General features: G+C 68.9%; 13 protein-coding genes and 3 pseudogenes. 2 read left to right on the top strand and 14 right to left on the bottom strand.

The window, feature by feature from the left end; all coding sequences use genetic code 11:
- Window positions 1-14: 14 nt before the first annotated feature.
- Together UK23_RS16520 and UK23_RS16525 are read left to right on the top strand one after the other, a co-directional pair.
- Entirely contained in the window at window positions 15-1,118 is a 1,104-nt protein-coding gene (locus tag UK23_RS16520; protein WP_045312416.1) for an NAD(P)-dependent alcohol dehydrogenase, read from the top strand.
- Complete coding sequence (locus tag UK23_RS16525; RefSeq protein WP_045312417.1) at window positions 1,115-1,627, top strand: DoxX family membrane protein; 513 nt, start codon at window positions 1,115-1,117, stop codon at window positions 1,625-1,627. The genes UK23_RS16520 and UK23_RS16525 overlap by 4 nt, the downstream gene beginning before the upstream one ends.
- A gap of 139 nt (window positions 1,628-1,766) precedes the next feature.
- On the opposite strand, the pseudogene UK23_RS55010 reads toward UK23_RS16525, so the two are convergent.
- From UK23_RS55010 to UK23_RS16580, 14 genes and pseudogenes are all read right to left on the bottom strand, one after another.
- Window positions 1,767-1,967, bottom strand: a pseudogene (locus tag UK23_RS55010) (aldehyde dehydrogenase family protein); the annotation flags it as partial.
- A gap of 47 nt (window positions 1,968-2,014) precedes the next feature.
- A pseudogene (locus UK23_RS53785) lies at window positions 2,015-2,140 on the bottom strand (alcohol dehydrogenase catalytic domain-containing protein); the annotation flags it as partial.
- 118 nt (window positions 2,141-2,258) lie between these two features.
- Window positions 2,259-2,612 (bottom strand): annotated as a pseudogene (locus UK23_RS55015) (helix-turn-helix transcriptional regulator); the annotation flags it as partial.
- Window positions 2,613-2,717: 105 nt separating this feature from the next.
- Window positions 2,718-3,695: a branched-chain amino acid ABC transporter permease gene (locus UK23_RS16530; protein WP_045312418.1), complete on the bottom strand. Its 978-nt coding sequence runs from the start codon at window positions 3,693-3,695 to the stop codon at window positions 2,718-2,720.
- Window positions 3,692-4,561, bottom strand: coding sequence for a branched-chain amino acid ABC transporter permease (locus tag UK23_RS16535; protein ID WP_045312419.1), 870 nt, complete (start codon window positions 4,559-4,561; stop codon window positions 3,692-3,694). Before UK23_RS16535 ends, UK23_RS16530 begins: the two co-directional genes overlap by 4 nt.
- A complete protein-coding gene (locus tag UK23_RS16540; protein ID WP_063778078.1) occupies window positions 4,558-5,268 on the bottom strand; it encodes an ABC transporter ATP-binding protein in 711 nt (236 codons plus the stop codon). The genes UK23_RS16535 and UK23_RS16540 overlap by 4 nt, the downstream gene beginning before the upstream one ends.
- Complete coding sequence (locus tag UK23_RS16545; RefSeq protein ID WP_045312420.1) at window positions 5,265-5,999, bottom strand: ABC transporter ATP-binding protein; 735 nt, start codon at window positions 5,997-5,999, stop codon at window positions 5,265-5,267. The genes UK23_RS16540 and UK23_RS16545 overlap by 4 nt, the downstream gene beginning before the upstream one ends.
- Window positions 5,996-7,249 carry an ABC transporter substrate-binding protein gene (locus UK23_RS16550; RefSeq protein ID WP_196777764.1) on the bottom strand — a complete coding sequence of 418 codons (1,254 nt, stop codon included), beginning with the start codon at window positions 7,247-7,249 and terminating at the stop codon, window positions 5,996-5,998. Before UK23_RS16550 ends, UK23_RS16545 begins: the two co-directional genes overlap by 4 nt.
- A 672-nt stretch (window positions 7,250-7,921) precedes the next feature.
- Window positions 7,922-8,044: a hypothetical protein gene (locus tag UK23_RS54595; protein ID WP_269112284.1), complete on the bottom strand. Its 123-nt coding sequence runs from the start codon at window positions 8,042-8,044 to the stop codon at window positions 7,922-7,924.
- Between the two features lie 112 nt (window positions 8,045-8,156).
- Entirely contained in the window at window positions 8,157-9,536 is a 1,380-nt protein-coding gene (locus tag UK23_RS48700) for an alpha/beta hydrolase (protein ID WP_052684720.1), read from the bottom strand.
- Window positions 9,537-9,625: 89 nt separating this feature from the next.
- Window positions 9,626-11,602, bottom strand: coding sequence for an alpha/beta fold hydrolase (locus UK23_RS16565; protein ID WP_156213156.1), 1,977 nt, complete (start codon window positions 11,600-11,602; stop codon window positions 9,626-9,628).
- A gap of 26 nt (window positions 11,603-11,628) precedes the next feature.
- Window positions 11,629-12,600 carry an alpha/beta hydrolase gene (locus tag UK23_RS16570; RefSeq protein WP_045312424.1) on the bottom strand — a complete coding sequence of 324 codons (972 nt, stop codon included), beginning with the start codon at window positions 12,598-12,600 and terminating at the stop codon, window positions 11,629-11,631.
- Between the two features lie 18 nt (window positions 12,601-12,618).
- A complete protein-coding gene (locus UK23_RS16575) occupies window positions 12,619-13,764 on the bottom strand; it encodes a serine hydrolase domain-containing protein (RefSeq protein WP_045312425.1) in 1,146 nt (381 codons plus the stop codon).
- Entirely contained in the window at window positions 13,761-14,594 is an 834-nt protein-coding gene (locus tag UK23_RS16580) for an alpha/beta fold hydrolase (RefSeq protein WP_045312426.1), read from the bottom strand. Before UK23_RS16580 ends, UK23_RS16575 begins: the two co-directional genes overlap by 4 nt.

Genomic DNA, 14,594 nt, shown 5'->3' on the forward strand with positions numbered 1-14,594 from the left:
CCAGGAAGACCATCATGAACATCACCGCCGCCGTCGTGGAAGCGGAAGACGCTCCATTCCGGCTCACCGAGGTCGTCCTCGACGACCCGCGCCCGGACGAGATGGTCGTGCGCGTCGTGGCCGCCGGCCTGTGCCACACCGATCTCAGCGTCCGCAAGGGCCACACCCCGTTCCCGTTGCCCGCGGTGCTGGGCCACGAGGGCGCGGGTGTGGTCGAGGCGGTCGGCTCGCAGGTCAGCCGCTTCTCCCCCGGTGACCGCGTGATCATCAGTTTCAGCTCGTGCGGCCGGTGTTCCGCCTGTACCGCGGGACACCCGGTCTACTGCGGCCATTGGGTGGACCTGAACCTGCTCGGCGGATCCCGGCTGGACGGTTCGGCGACGATCACCAGGTCGTCCGGGCAGGTGCACGGCCACTTCTTCGGCCAGTCCGTGTTCGCCTCGCACGCGCTGGTGCACGAGCAGTCCGCGATCAAGGCACCGGACGACGTCGACCTCGAAGTGCTGGCACCGCTGGGATGCAGCGTCCAGACCGGTGTCGGCGCGGTGCTCAACGTGGCCAGGCCGGAGCCGGGGAGCACGCTCGTGGTGTTCGGCGCGGGTGGCGTCGGCCTCGCCGCGGTGATGGGAGCTCGGCTGACACCTGCCAGGCGCATCGTCGCCGTGGACATCAATCCCGCCCGGCTGGCGTTGGCCGAAGAACTCGGCGCGACCCACACCGTCAACTCGGCCGAGGACGATCCGCTCGTCGCCTTGATGGAACTGACCGGCGGCGCCGACTACGCGATCGAGACCACCGGACGAGCGGCCGTGCTGGAGACGGCGATCGCGTGCATGGCCTCCGGCGGCACCACCGTCGTCGTCGGCGCCCCGCCGCTCGGCACGACCATTCCGGTGGACGTCACGAACCTGCTCGGGCGCGGTATCCGCTTGGTGGGCACGAACCAGGGCGACAGCGATCCGAGCCGCTTCCTGCCCCGGCTCGTCGACCTGCACCGGGACGGACGTCTGCCGTTCGACCGGCTCATCACCCGGTTCGACTTCGAGCAGATCAACGACGCGGCCGCGGCGGTGCTGGACGGCACCGCGATCAAGCCGGTGGTGGTGATGCCGTCATGAGCAACCACGTGGAAGCACAGCAACAACGTGGCTACGACATCGGTTTGTTGCTGCTGCGTGCCTGTCTCGGTCTGACGATGGCCGCGCACGGCGCCCAGCACCTGTTCGGCTGGTTCGGCGGAGTCGGTCTTGCGATCACGGCGAAGTCCTTCTCCGCCAACGGTTATCTGGCGGCCGACGTGATGGCCGTCGTGGCGGCGGTGAGCGAACTGCTTGGCGGGCTCGGCCTCGCGCTGGGACTGCTCACGCCCCTCGCGGCGGCCGCGATCATCGGCACGATGATCAACGCGACCGCCGTCAAGTGGTCCAACGGCTTCTTCATCCCCAAAGGGGTGGAGTACGAGATCGTGCTCGCGGTCGCCGCGGCGGCGCTGGCGCTCACCGGGCCCGGCCGGTTCGCCGCCGACTCGTTCCTGCCCGTGCTGCGCGCGCACCGCTTGAGGTACGGCGTTTCGGCGGTGGCCTTGGCGGTGGTGTCCGGCGTCGTCGTTCTGCTGACCCGTTCCTGATGCGCGGACGGCCGCCGCCGCGGTTCCGGATCAACCGAACAGCGGCGGCGGCAGTTCCTCCGCGAGCACGATGGTGTGTACATGTCCAGGGTCTCGGCGCAGTACTCCCTGCCGAGGCCGCTGCCGCCATACCCGCCGAAGGGCGCCCGTCGACGAGGTCGAAGTACTGGTTCACCCACACCGAGCCGGCCTTCAACCGGTCGGCGGCGCGCATCGCGTTGCGGAGGTTCGTGGTGTACAGCTCCGCGGCGAGGCCGTAGTCCACGCCGTCGGCCTGCTGGATCAAGGTGTCGAAGTCGTTGGTGGTCGGTACGCTCTGGTGCCAGCCGTAATGGGTCATCGCGGCGGCGAAGAACCGGTACTGACCGATCGCGATGCGGTGGTCGCGCAGGATCCGGGGGAGGCGAAGCCGAGCACCACGTGGTCGCCTGGAGCCACCGCGGTGACCTTGCTGCCGACCGTTTCGACCACACCAGCACCCTCGTGGCCGAACACCGCGGGAAAGTCTCCTTCGCTGCCCGGTCGGCGCTGAACCGCCACCAGGCTGCGCGGCCGGGTGCCGCGCTGGAAGGACGAGTGCGTTCCGCGTCTCCCGCGCTGCGTTCACCGGTGAGTCGTCGCGTAGTGCCTCGCTCGGCGAACAGCCGTACTCCGCGCGGTGCTCGGCGAACCGGCTCAGGTTGCGGAAGCCCCAGCGGGAGGCAACGGCGGCGACCGTGGTCTCATGTGGACTGCGGACGCGCAGTTCGGCATGTGCCTGGCGCAGCCGGATTTCCCGGAGATAGCCGAGCGGAGTCGTCGAGCTCGACCGCTGGAACGCGGCTTGCAGGCCGCGCACGCTCAGGCGCGCGGCCGCCGCGATCTCCACCAGACCGATGTCCTCCGCCGCAGACGCGGACCCCGGAGCCGATTCGTTGATGCCGCAGGTGGTGCGGTACGCCTCCAGCAACGCGGCGGTCACCGTGCGGAACAACTGCCCGTGCACGAGAGGATCGCTGTCCGCCCCACCGGGTCCGCGCCTCCTCCACCAGGAAGCGGCGCCCCGCCAGACACTACGCCCGTGGTCGCACGTTCCCGACGGTCGAACCGATCACGACCTCATGACGGTCAGTCCGACGGGAAACACCTGCCGGCGCGGCCCGGCGACCAGCCCCCACAACCCCTTGGGCAGCACGAGGGTGAACGCCACCACGACGATCCCGAGCAACACCAGGTACCACGCGCCGAAGTGCGACAGTTCCCGTTCGAGCAGGAAGTAGAGCACCGCGCCGAGGATCGGGCCCTCGATGGCGCCGATACCGCCGATGACGACGACGAACATCATCACCGCGGTGTAGTTGATCGAGAACGCCGACTCCGGCTGCACGCGCAGGGTGTTCGATGCGATCAGCGCGCCCGCCATGCCGCAGCCGACCGCCGCGGCCACGTAGACCAGCCGCTTGGCCCCGGCGACCCCGACCCCGAGGCTGCTCGCGGCGACCGGGTCGTCGCGCACGGCCGTGAGTCCGAGCCCGGTCCTGGACCGCATCAGAAGGTAGACCCCGAAGACGCTGAGCACCGTCGTGGCCAGCGCGAGCCAGTACACGACGGCGATGCGGTAGGCGGGCCCGAGATCGCCGTAGGCACCAACGGAAACGCCCGCTCCCGCGCCGAGTCCGTCGACCTGGGTGAAGACCAGCCTGAGGACCTCGGCCACCACCCAGGTGCCGATCGCGAAGTAGCCACCGGCCAGGCGGAACACCAGGAACGAGGTGACCCAGGCGACCGCCCCCGCCGCCACGCCGGCGAGCGGCACGGCGAGAACCGCCGGAACACCCATCTGGTCGGCAATGGTCACAAGACCGTAGGAGCCGATACCGATGTAGGCCTGCTGGCCGACGGACACCATCCCGCCGTACCCGGCGAGCAGGTTCCACATCGTGCCCATCAGGACGTAGCAGAACAGCAGCACCAACTGGGTCTGCGTGCCGCGCGACACCGCGTACGGGGCATAGGCGAGCACGGCGACCAGCACGCCGAGCACGACCGCGCTGACGCGGGAGAAGGGGGTCGTCCTGCTGGCCCTCACGCGATCACCGCCTTGGGGAACAGGCCCTCCGGGCGAACGGCGAGCACGACGAGGAACACCACGTGTCCGGCCAGGACACCGGCCGCCGGATCGATGGCGGCACCGAGGAGCTGTGCGACACCGAGCAGGACACCGCCCGCGAGCGTGCCCCACAGTGAACCGAGGCCGCCGATCACGACCGTCTCGAAGGCGAACAACAGCACACCGGCGCCGGAACTGGGTGCGAACGTGCCCCGCATGCCGATGAACACCCCGGCGACCGCCACCAGACCCAGCGCGATCGCCGTGGCGGTCGCGAAGACCCGCCGGTCGTCGGCCCCGACGATCCGCGCCGCCTCGCGGTCGTCACTGGTCGCCCGCATCAACCTGCCTGCTGGAGTGCGGAAAAGGAACCACTGCAGACCGAGCACGGCGACGACTCCCACGGCGAAGGTGAGCAGAGGCAGGACACCCACCGACACGGTGCCGGTGAGCCGGACGCTCGCGACCGACAGCTGTCCGGTCGGAAGTGTCCGCGAGTCGGCGGAGAACCCGGTCAGCAGCAAGCTTTCCACGATCACGGCGAGTCCGAACGTGACCAGCAGCGGGGTGAGCGGACCTCGCGTCGCCGCACGGGTGAGGACGCCGCGCTGCAAGCCGAAACCCGCCGCGGCGAACACCGGGACCACGACGGCGAGCGTCATCAGCGGGTGCCATCCCAGGTGCTGCACGAGAGTCAGCGAGCCGTAAGCCGCGGTGACGGCGAACGCGCCGTGGGCGAGGTTCACCAGACGCATCACCCCGAAGATCAACGAGAGGCCCGCGGCGAGCAATGCGTAGAGCCCGCCGAGCAGGACGCCCTGCACGACTGCGTTGACGAGGTTCACGCTGCCTCCGCCTGGCCGAAGTACGCGGCGACGATCTGCTCGTACCGCACCGAGTCAACAGCGCCTTGCAACGCGGTGCGGCCGGCCAGCAGGCAGTGCAACCGGCCGGCGACCGCGGTCGCGCGATGCACGTCCTGCTCGACGAGCAGGACCGTGGTGCCGGACGCGACGACCTTCGGCAGAGCGGCGTACACCTGGTCGACGACGACGGGTGCAAGCCCGAGCGAGACCTCGTCGAGCAGCAGCAGCGCCGGGTTGCTCATCAGCGACCGGCCGATGGCCACGGCCTGCTGCTCACCGCCGGAAAGCCTTGCCGCGATCCGGTTCCGCCGCTCCTCGACCAACGGGAACAGGTCGTAGACCGCACGGAGCGACCACGGGCCCGGCCTGCTGCGCGCAGCGCCGGTGAGAAGGTTCTCCTCCACGGTCAGGCTGGGGAAGAGTCTGCGTCCTTCCGGGGTCAGCGAGATGCCCAGCGCAACCCTGCGATGAGCCGGCAACCGATCGACCGGCTGACCGCGATAGCTGATCTCACCCGACGTGGCGGCGTTGAGTCCCGCGATGGTCCGCAGCAAAGTCGACTTGCCCGCGCCGTTGGCACCGATGACGGCCACGGTTTCACCTTCGTCGATCGACAGGGAGATGCCGCGCAGCGCGTGGAAGTCTCCGTAGTGGACGTTGAGGTCGTCCAGTCGCAGCAAGGTCATGACGCACGCTCGACGGTGTGGCCGAGGTAGGCGGTGACCACTTCGGGATCTCGCATGACCGCCTGCGGATCGCCGATCGCGAGCATCGTGCCGTAGGTCAGGCACATCAGGCGGTCCACGACGGCGAGCAGGGCGTGCACGATGTGCTCGATCCAGATCACCGCGACCCCGCTGTCGCGCAGGCCTCGCACGGTGTCGACCAACGTCGGCAGCTCGCTGTCGGTGAGGCCGCCCGCGATCTCGTCGAGCAGGATCAGCCGCGGGCCGCAGGCCATCGCCCTGGCCAGTTCCAGCCGTTTGCGGTCGAGCAGCCGCAGCGCACCCGCCGGTGAGTTCGCGAGGGACATCAGCTCGGTCCTCTCCAACGCCTCGAACGCCGCGCGGTGAGCGTGCCGGCCGCGCAGGCCGGCGCCCAGGGTCGCGCCGACGAGGGCGTTGCCGAACACGGTCATCTCGCCGAAGGGACGCGGGATCTGGTAGGAGCGCCCGATGCCCGCCCGGCACCGCCGGTCCGCTCCGATTCGGGTCACGTCGGTCCCGGCGAACCTGATGGTTCCCTCGTCAGGTCGCAGGACACCGTTGACCAGGTTCAGCATGGTCGACTTGCCGGCCCCGTTGGGCCCGACCACGCCGAGCGCCTCGCCCGGTGCCACGGTGAAGGACAGGTCGTCGATCACCGTGAGCTTGCCGAACCGCTTGGCGAGTCCACTGATCTCGAGCAGAGGTGTCATCGCAGGGCCTCGACTCGGCCGCCGGTCGGGATGTCGGTCGCCTTGCTGTTGCTGACGATGACGAGCTCGTACGGGTGAGGACCGGCCGACTTGCGCCACTGGCCGCCCACGAGCGGTGTCTTGGCGACGTTGGGCACGGGCCCCGCGGTCCAGTCCAGCGCACCGACGATGGTGTTGGTCTTCAACGACTTCAGCACGTCGACCACCTTCGTCCCGTCAACGCTGCCCGCCCGCGTCAGCGCCGTGACCATCACCTCGAAGAGCGCGTGGGTGAAGCCGATCGGCTGGATCCACTGCCTCCCGGTCGTCTTCTCGTAGGCAGCGGCGAGGTCCGCCGCCGACTGCCCGGTCAAGCTGCTCTTGTACGGGTAGGACGGGTGCCACCACACCTCGGTGGCCAGGTTGTCGCCGAGGTCGCCGAGCGCCTGGACCGAGGACGGGAACAGCAGCGCCTTGCCGATGGTGGCGAGCTTGGGCTGGTAGCCCTGCTGCTTGGCCTGGGTCCAGAAGGTCGTGAAGTCCGGCGGAATCGGGACACCGAGCAGGATGTCGGCACCGTCGGCCTTGAAGCGCGCGATCTGAGCGGTGAAGTCCTGTGTTCCGTTGGGATAGAACCCGGGGTCCACAGTGGAGTACCCCTGCGCCGCGATCACGGTGGGGAACCCGGTCTTCTGGTCGCCCCAGGCGCGGCCGTCGGGATCGTTGGGCCACAACGCCCCGGCCTTCTTCCCCGCGGACACGGCGTTCCACATGTCGAGGTACACCGCCTCGACGTCCTCGAGGCCCCAGAAGAAGTGGTAGGTCCAGCGGAAGGGCTTGTCGGGTTTGCCGCCCCGGCCGAAGAAGTACGGCTGCCACGGGTCGCTCGTGGTGATGCACGGAACGCCGTTGGCCTCACACTGATCGGCCACCGGGTTGACCACGTCCGGCGTGCCACCGGACATGATGAGGTCGACCTGATCAGAGTTGATCAGCTCGCCGGCCACCTCGCCCGCGCGCTTGGAGTCCGACGCGGCGTCCTTGACGATGATCTCGACCGAGTAGTCCTCTGCGCCGATCCGCACCGGGTGGGTCCGGAAGTGCTCGCGCATCTGATCGATGACGAAGTCGTCAGCCTCCCCGAACGCGGCCAGCGGACCGGTCTGCGGGGTGACGAAGCCGACCTTGATCACTCTGCTGTCGCCGTCGCGGCCGGCCTGGTCGTCCAGTCCGCCGCAGGCGCTGAGAGTCAGGGCCGCCGCTAGCGCCACAGCTCCAGTGCGTGAAAAGCGCCTTCGTGACATGGGTTTCTCCGAGAGTGGTGGGGAGGTGTTCACAGAGTTCTCAACCACGGACACGAGCCGCGGTCCGCACCGATGCGATCGAGGTGGATGCACAGCCGCTGAACCAGGCCGCGACGGACGGTCGCCCGCGCCAGGCGAGCTCGCCGGGCTCCATCCACAGTGGAGGAACTCGTCCGTGCTCCCCTGGTCCGTGGAGCTCTTCGAGCTCGGCGGTCCGATCGGTTCGGACAGGCCCGCGCAAGAGGGCGGGACCGGGTTCGACAGGTTCTGGCATTCCGCGATGATGGAACTCTTTCCGCAACGCGGGACAACCTTTTCTGCTGTGCAGAACAGGCTCTTACACAACAGGGTCGGCCGCTCACGCACTGCAGTTGGCACTCCTCCGTCCCACCGCAACCCGCGCCGACGGCTCGGCGACTTCTCCCAGGCCACCCTGCAACGCTGCTCGGCCTTCTCGGCGCCCGCCCCCTGACAGCGCGCGGACGTCGACCGCATCCTGGACGAGCTGCCCGCCCCGCATCGGCGCGACTGCCGTTCTGCATGCGGTCGAGAGCTCGACGAGGTGCCGTTCAGCCGCGGCCAGGCCGTCGGCACCAGCGCATGAACACACAAACTGCGCACGCTTGTCCTGGCAGAGAATTACGGCGTGATCCACACCTTGAACGCGTCACCGTCGAACACACGCTTGGACGAGTAGAAGGCGTCCAAGGCGGCCCCGCCAGGGCCGGTGACACCGGTCGGAACACCCCACGCGGGATCCATCTCGCACCACGTGGTGGTCGGAGGGGCGAAGGTCCGCCCACTACCTCCACCCGTGGACGCGCCCTGTCTCGTCGACCGGAACGGGGAAACGCCGCCCGTCCCCGGACAGTGCTCAGCCGACGACGGAGCGGAGAAATTCGATCTTGCGCCGGTTGTAGTCGTCAGTCCTCGGGGACGGGGCGCTCATGAAGGTGTGTCCGAGCGTCACCTCGCTGACGGGATAGAGGTCGAGGGCGTTGCGCACCCCGAGTTCGTTGAGGCGGGCGGCGAAATCGCGGGCCTGATCGGGGAAGGTGCCGGTGTTGCCGTCGGCGATGAAGGCCGGCGGGAATTCGGCGGTGGCGTGATCGGTGACGCTCGCCTCGTCGAAGCGGGCGGTCGTGGTGCCGACGTAGACCCGGAGGCACAGCCCGAAAAGCCAGTCCTGCGCCAAGGCAGGCGCCTCGGTCCGGCCGGCGCGGCGCGGGTCGAACGGGGCGCTGTCGAACACGACGGCCTTGAGCTGGTCCCGGTTCAGCGACGGCGCGATGTTCATCTGCCGGGCATAGGCGGGATTGGTCTGGATGTTGGCGTACTGGCCGACGATGTGGCCGCCTGCGCTGCCGCCGGACAGGACCACGCGGCTCATGTCGAGCCCGTACTCGCCGCCATGCGTCTTCAGGAACTCGATGGCCTGCGTCAACTGGATGACGGGCGTCGGGTAGGGCGTCCGCGGGGCCAGTCCGTAGCCGATCGAGACCAGGTTGTACCCGGCGTCGAGCACGGGGGCGTTACCGAGCGCGAAGGTGTGGTCGGCCGCGTTCGGGTCGCCCCCGAGTTTGTCTCCCAGGATGAAGCCGCCGCCGTGGACGATCACGTACGTGGGCCGGCTGACGGTGGGGTCGTTGCCGGCGATGTAGACGTCGAGGTAGCTGTTGGGGTACTTGTCGCCGTACTTGATGTCGTTGATGAGCCGGGTGTTCGAGACCACGGTGCTCGCCATGGGCTTCGCCGGCTCGAAGGAGTTGCCGTAGCCGGTCGCGGACTGAAGAGCCGTCGCCACCGGCACGGGCGTGACGGCGTTCACCAGCAGGGCCGCCGAGAGCACCGCGGCCACTCCGGCTACGAGGAGGCCGGCTCCCCGCAGCACGGTCCGGCCCAGCGTGCGCCCGTCGGCCACCGAGTCACGGCGCCTGGCCGTCCAGGTGGTGACGAGGCACGCGAACGCGACGACCACGGCGGCGACCTGACCGGTGACCAGGAGCGGGTACCAGCCCGAGATCAGCCAGACGATCTCGGCGAGAACCCCGACGATCGCCACGGCCTGCACCACTCGCGTCGCACGTCCGGCACGGGCGAAGTGGGCCAGTACCGTCGCGCCGGCCAGCCCCACGATCAGCAGGCCACCCACCACGGACATGTAGCGGATGAGCAGCATCTGCAGCCAGGCGACGAGCAGGACCGCGATGCCGATCGCGGTGAGCCCTCCACGCGCGACCTTCTCCTGAATCACTTTCGGTCTCCTTTGGACAGTTCAACGCAATGAAAGTGTTGCGGACAACCGTTTCACTCAGGCACCAACTGATGGCGCGGCGGAGGGAATCATCCGATGGACTGAACCGCCGTGGGTGTTGCCGCCGCCGTTCCGGTGTGGCGCCCGGCTCCGGGCAACCGGATGCTCCGGGCGTCGCTGAAGCGGATCACGACAGGGCCGTCGGTGGTCACGTCGTACTGGATCGCGAGGCGGCTGAGACAGGTTGGTCCTACGTCCACCATGACGGTCGCGATGTTCGACAGTGATCCGGTCAGGCGGGATGCCCGGACGAGAGGTCTCGATCCGACGACCGTCGCGCCCTGCGACACCCACGGCACCGGGTCGCTGCCGGCACCGCTGGTCTGCATGGTGACCGGCAGGCTGCCGCCGCATCCCTGCGTGGTCAGGTCCACATCGCCGTGTCCGTCGTGGGCGGTGGTGAGGCCGGAGATCCAGTAGGCGCGATCGTGGCGCAGCCCGTAGGTGGGGCTGTCGAGCTGCGGGTCGTAGCGGTAGGTGACCTGAGGCGGATTGACGGCGAGGGCCATGGTGGAGCTGTAGCGCGACTCCTTGCGCCAGTCGTCGAGAGTCGCGTATGTGCCGTGTTCGGCGACCGGATGGAACCACCATTGGTACTGATAGCCGGTGGTGGCCAACGCCTGCTGCACGGCGATCGCGCTCGTCGGAAGGACAAGTACGTCGGCACCGGAGTAGAGCATCCCGCCGGGCACCCAGCGCAGGTTCCGGACGTGGTCGACGGGGTTGCCGTCAGCACCGCCGAGCGGGCAGCGGCCGGCGAGCGGCGTGCCGGTGAGGCAGTCGGTGTAGCCGACCCAGTCGATGAATCCGGCGAACCGGTCGGGATACAGCTCGGCGAGGCGATAGGTGCCGTACCCGCCCATGGAGTAGCCGGAGATGATCTCTTGCCGGGTGTCGACGCGGTAGGCGGCTTCGGTGTCGTCGAGGGCGTCGAGGACGTCTCTTTCGGATGGACCTGAGTACCAGCCCGCCGGGCCGCGGCCGAGCGGAGTGACCAGGATCCGGTTCCGGCCTTCCCCGAACTCCTGTTGCATGCCTGGTTTCCCGAGTGCGAAGTTCAAGGCGTCGCAGTAGCCGTGCAGCACCAGTTGCAGGCCGTGCGGGCCACGCTTGTCGGGCAGGTAGATGGCGAACGGCTGGTACGCCCCGAGAAAGTGGAAGGCCTGACCGATCGGCGCCGCTTGCTCACCCGGAATGCCTTGGTAGGTCATGCCTTCGCCGCGGCCGAGCGTGTAGTCCGATTTGTACACCCGCTCGTGCAGGCCCGGTCCGACGTCGGCGATGCGGGTCACGCCGGATTTGAGGTCGTCGGCCGACACCACGTACCCGAACGCGCTGATGTCCCCGCCGTGTAGTGCCGCGGCCTGCTCGTCTTCGAACCACGGGCCGCGCTCGTCGTCACCGCGGAACGCCACGTTCATCACGGTTCCGTCGGACTGCGCGGTGAGCGCTTGGATGCGCCACACGCTGCCGGTCGGCATGGGCAGTGATCCGGTGATGGTGTTCGCGGTGGTGTCCACGGCGACGCCTGGCATGCCTGCGTGGAATGCGGCGGCCGAATCCCAGCCTCGGCTGGAGATGCGGACGCCGGGCAGACTCCCGCCCCCGGTCGCGGGATCGTTGTCCGTGTCGATGGCGAGCACCGCGACTGTCGAGTTCTCGTCGAACAGAGCGTTGAGCGCGAACGTGACACTCAGCCGGTTGTTCTTGACAGACACGCGCAACTGGCGAAGATCGGCGGTGTTCTCCTCTCCGGCCGGATACCGCTGATCCCCCGTCGGCGTCATGGATGACTGGCCAGGCATCGAACAGGTGGAGGACCCACCCGCTCCGGTGTCGGCACCGTAGTCGTCGTACACGTAGTCGCGGTGAACGAGGTCGCCCTTGCAGAGGTTCGTCGTGCCGGCGATCCACGAGCCGCTGTCGCAGCCGGCGGCTGTGTCGCCGGCCGTTGCCTCCGCGACCGGACAGGTAAGTACCCCAACGGACACAGCAACTGCAAGCATGGTCCAGCGCCGCGTACACGCCGCTTTCATTCGCGGTTCCCTTGTGGACTCTGACCCGTCAGGTGGGCGCGCCGCAGCACGGCTACGGCCTCCTCGCGCCAGCGCTGGGCCGCTGTCATGGCTTTCGTGAAGCCAGGCGAGATGTGGATATGACCGTGGTGAAGGGAAAACGTCGCCGGCACGCCTGCTTCGGTGAGCCGCTCGGCGTAGCGTTCGCCGTCGTCGCGCAACGGGTCGTACTCGGCGGACATGATGTGGGCCGGCGGAAGGCCGGACAGGTCGGGCGCGAGCAGTGGTGAGACGTACGGATTCGTCGCCTGCTCGGGCGAGGCGAGGTAGTAGCGCACACACATCTCGCCGGCGGCGAGGGTGAGTCCGTAGCCGGTGGCGAACCTCTGATGCGAAGGCTGACCGAGGGTGAGGTCGAGCGCCGGAACTTCGAGCAGCTGGAAGGCCAGGCGCGGGCCTGCCTCGTCGCGGGCCTTGAGCGTGAGCGCGGCGGCCAGGTTGGCACCGGCGGAGCCGCCGCCGATCGTGATCAGGTCGTGCCGGGCACCGAGCTGGTCAGCGTGCTCGGTGACCCACAGCAGTGCCGCGTAGCAGTCGTTCAGCCCGGCTGGAAAGGGGTGCTCGGGTGCTTTGCGGTAGTCCACCGCGACCACGACACAGCCGGCGCCCGCGGCCCGTTCCGCGCACAGGATGTCGATGGCTTTGTGCTTGGCCGAACCGCCGATCCAGCCGCCGCCGTGCACGTAGAGGTGCACCGGGTGCGGGCCTGCGCCGAAGGGCGTGAAGACGTGCAGGTCGATCGTCCCTCCGTCGACCGGAATGGAGACCACGTGGCGGGACTTGATCTCGGGCGCCGGTTCCGTCAGCTGGGCGACGAGCGCCTCCGCGGCGGCAGTCTCGTTGGAGCGGAAGGCGGGGAAGTCGTCGATCTCGTCGGGCAGGGGTGGCAGGGTCGCCAGGAGGGCTTCGAGGAACGGGTCGAGCGGCATGATCGGTTCCTTGGTTCGTCAGAGACAGATGCGGAGTGCTTCGCAGAGCGCTTCCGCCCGGTTGTCGCCCAGGCCGCCGGGACGGGCTGTCTGGTAGGCGAAGGCGATCTCCGATTCCGGGTGGGCGAAGGCGAGGCAGCCGCCGAAGCCGTCGTGGCCGAAGCTGCCGGGGCCGGCCATCCGCCGTCGCGTCGAGCTGAGCTGGAATCCGGTGCCCCACCGGTTTCCTTCGTCGGGACCGGCGAACGGTGGTCCCGACGAGCGTTCGACCCGTGCGTCGCGCACCGCCTCCGGCCCGAGAAGCCGGATGCCGTCGACCTCGCTGACGGTGGCCGCGTAGAGCTTGGCGAGGCTTCGGGCGTTGGTCACCAGGTTGCCTGCCGGTATCTCGCACGACAGCAGGCAAGGACTGTTCACCTCGGCGATGAGGTTGGCGGGGTCGAGGGCTCCGCCCAGGCTGGTCGAGCGTTGCACCAGCGGATCTGCGAGCGCCGCGGCCATGGACTGGGCGGCGGCGAGGTCGGTGTCCGGCAGCGGGTCCTGCAGGGTCCGGAAGTCGCCGGCGGCCGGATCCGTCCCGTAGGTCATCGCCAGGCCGAGCGGTTCCGCGATGTGCTCGCGCAGCCACTGGGCGGGCCGCCGGCCGGTCGCCCGGCGGAGCACTTCGCCTGCGAGCCAGCCGAGTGTGAGCGCGTGGTAACCGTATGCCGTACCCGGTTCCCAGGCAGGTGTCTGCCGGGCCAGTGCCGCTGCCACCGGGTCCCATGTGGACAGATCATCGACGCTCAGGTCCGCCTCGGGCGCCATCAGGCCCGCGCGGTGCGCGAGCAGCATCCGCACCGTCGTCGCGTGTTTGCCGTTGACCGCGAACTCGGGCCAGTACCGCTCGACCGGGGCGTCGAGTTCGAGCAGTCCGCGCTCGGCGGCCATCAGCAGGCAGATCGTGGTGACGCCTTTGCTGACGGAGAACACGACGGTGCGGAGGTCAGGCGTCCAGACGCCCTCGTCGGTCCGCCCGGCCCAGATGTCCACGACCGGTGTGCCCGACGCGTAGACCACGCAGGAGGCAGCGGTGTCGCCGCGCTGCCGGAAGTTGTCCGCGAAAGCGTCCGCGACCGGTTCGAAGCCCGCCGTGACCAGACCCTCGACGTGTACCGCCGTCACGTTCGCGCACTCCTTCGGACGGTGTTGCGCCGGATCTGCTCGACGATGTCAGTCCACAATGGACTTGGCAGCTCGTGGCCCATGCCGGCGTGGATGGTCAACGTCGAGTCCGGGATCTGCTCGTGCATGACCTTGGCCGCGACGACGTCGATCAGCTGGTCGCCGTCCCCGTGGATGATCGTGGTGGGTACATCGATCCGATGCAGCCGGAGCGTGCGGTCGCGCGAACGATCGACCGCCTCCAGTTGCCGTTCGATGCCGTCCGGGTCGTAGTCGCGGTCGTACATCTGGCCGCCGAGCTCGCGCAGCCACGCGACGTCCTGCTGGTATCCGGGTGAGGCGCAGGGGGCTTCGTTGTCGAGGTACAGCGCGATGGCCTCATCGCGATCGCGGGCGCGTGGCCGGTGCATGCGATCATCGACGACTTCCCGGCCGGCGAAGAAGTCCACGCTGGGCGCGGTGTAGATCAACGCGAGAGACCGGACGCGGTCCGGGTGCTCGAGGGCGAGCTCCTGGGCGATCATGCCGCCCATCGACTGCCCGGCCACGTGCGCCGCGGGTATCTCGAGGGCGGCGAGCAGTCCGGCGGCGTCGCTCGCCATCTCCGCCAGCGTGTAGCCGCCCGCGGGAAACTTCTGCGACAGCCCGACGTCCCTGTTGTCGAAGCGGATCACGTGAAATCCCGCGTCCGCGAGCTGTCGGCAGAGTTCGGCACGCCATCCGATCCGGTGCGCGCCCAGTCCCTGGATCAGCAGCAGCGGGGGCAGCCCGGCAGCTCCGAAGGTGTCGTAGTCCAGCGAGACGCCGCCGGAGGTGGTGATCTGTGTCAT

Source organism: Lentzea aerocolonigenes (genome assembly GCF_000955955.1).
Taxonomy (GTDB): Bacteria; Actinomycetota; Actinomycetes; order Mycobacteriales; family Pseudonocardiaceae; genus Lentzea; species Lentzea aerocolonigenes_A.

Bases quoted from the DNA above. Each gene is read 5' to 3' on its own strand.
- UK23_RS16525 (WP_045312417.1), top strand. From the start codon at position 1,115: ATGAGCAACCACGTGGAAGCACAGCAACAACGTGGCTACGACATCGGT.
- UK23_RS16520 (WP_045312416.1), top strand. From the start codon at position 15: ATGAACATCACCGCCGCCGTCGTGGAAGCGGAAGACGCTCCATTCCGG.
- UK23_RS54595 (WP_269112284.1), bottom strand. From the start codon at position 8,044: ATGGATCCCGCGTGGGGTGTTCCGACCGGTGTCACCGGCCCTGGCGGG.
- UK23_RS16580 (WP_045312426.1), bottom strand. From the start codon at position 14,594: ATGACACAGATCACCACCTCCGGCGGCGTCTCGCTGGACTACGACACC.
- UK23_RS16540 (WP_063778078.1), bottom strand. From the start codon at position 5,268: ATGACCTTGCTGCGACTGGACGACCTCAACGTCCACTACGGAGACTTC.
- UK23_RS16570 (WP_045312424.1), bottom strand. From the start codon at position 12,600: ATGCCGCTCGACCCGTTCCTCGAAGCCCTCCTGGCGACCCTGCCACCC.
- UK23_RS16565 (WP_156213156.1), bottom strand. From the start codon at position 11,602: ATGCTTGCAGTTGCTGTGTCCGTTGGGGTACTTACCTGTCCGGTCGCG.
- UK23_RS16545 (WP_045312420.1), bottom strand. From the start codon at position 5,999: ATGACACCTCTGCTCGAGATCAGTGGACTCGCCAAGCGGTTCGGCAAG.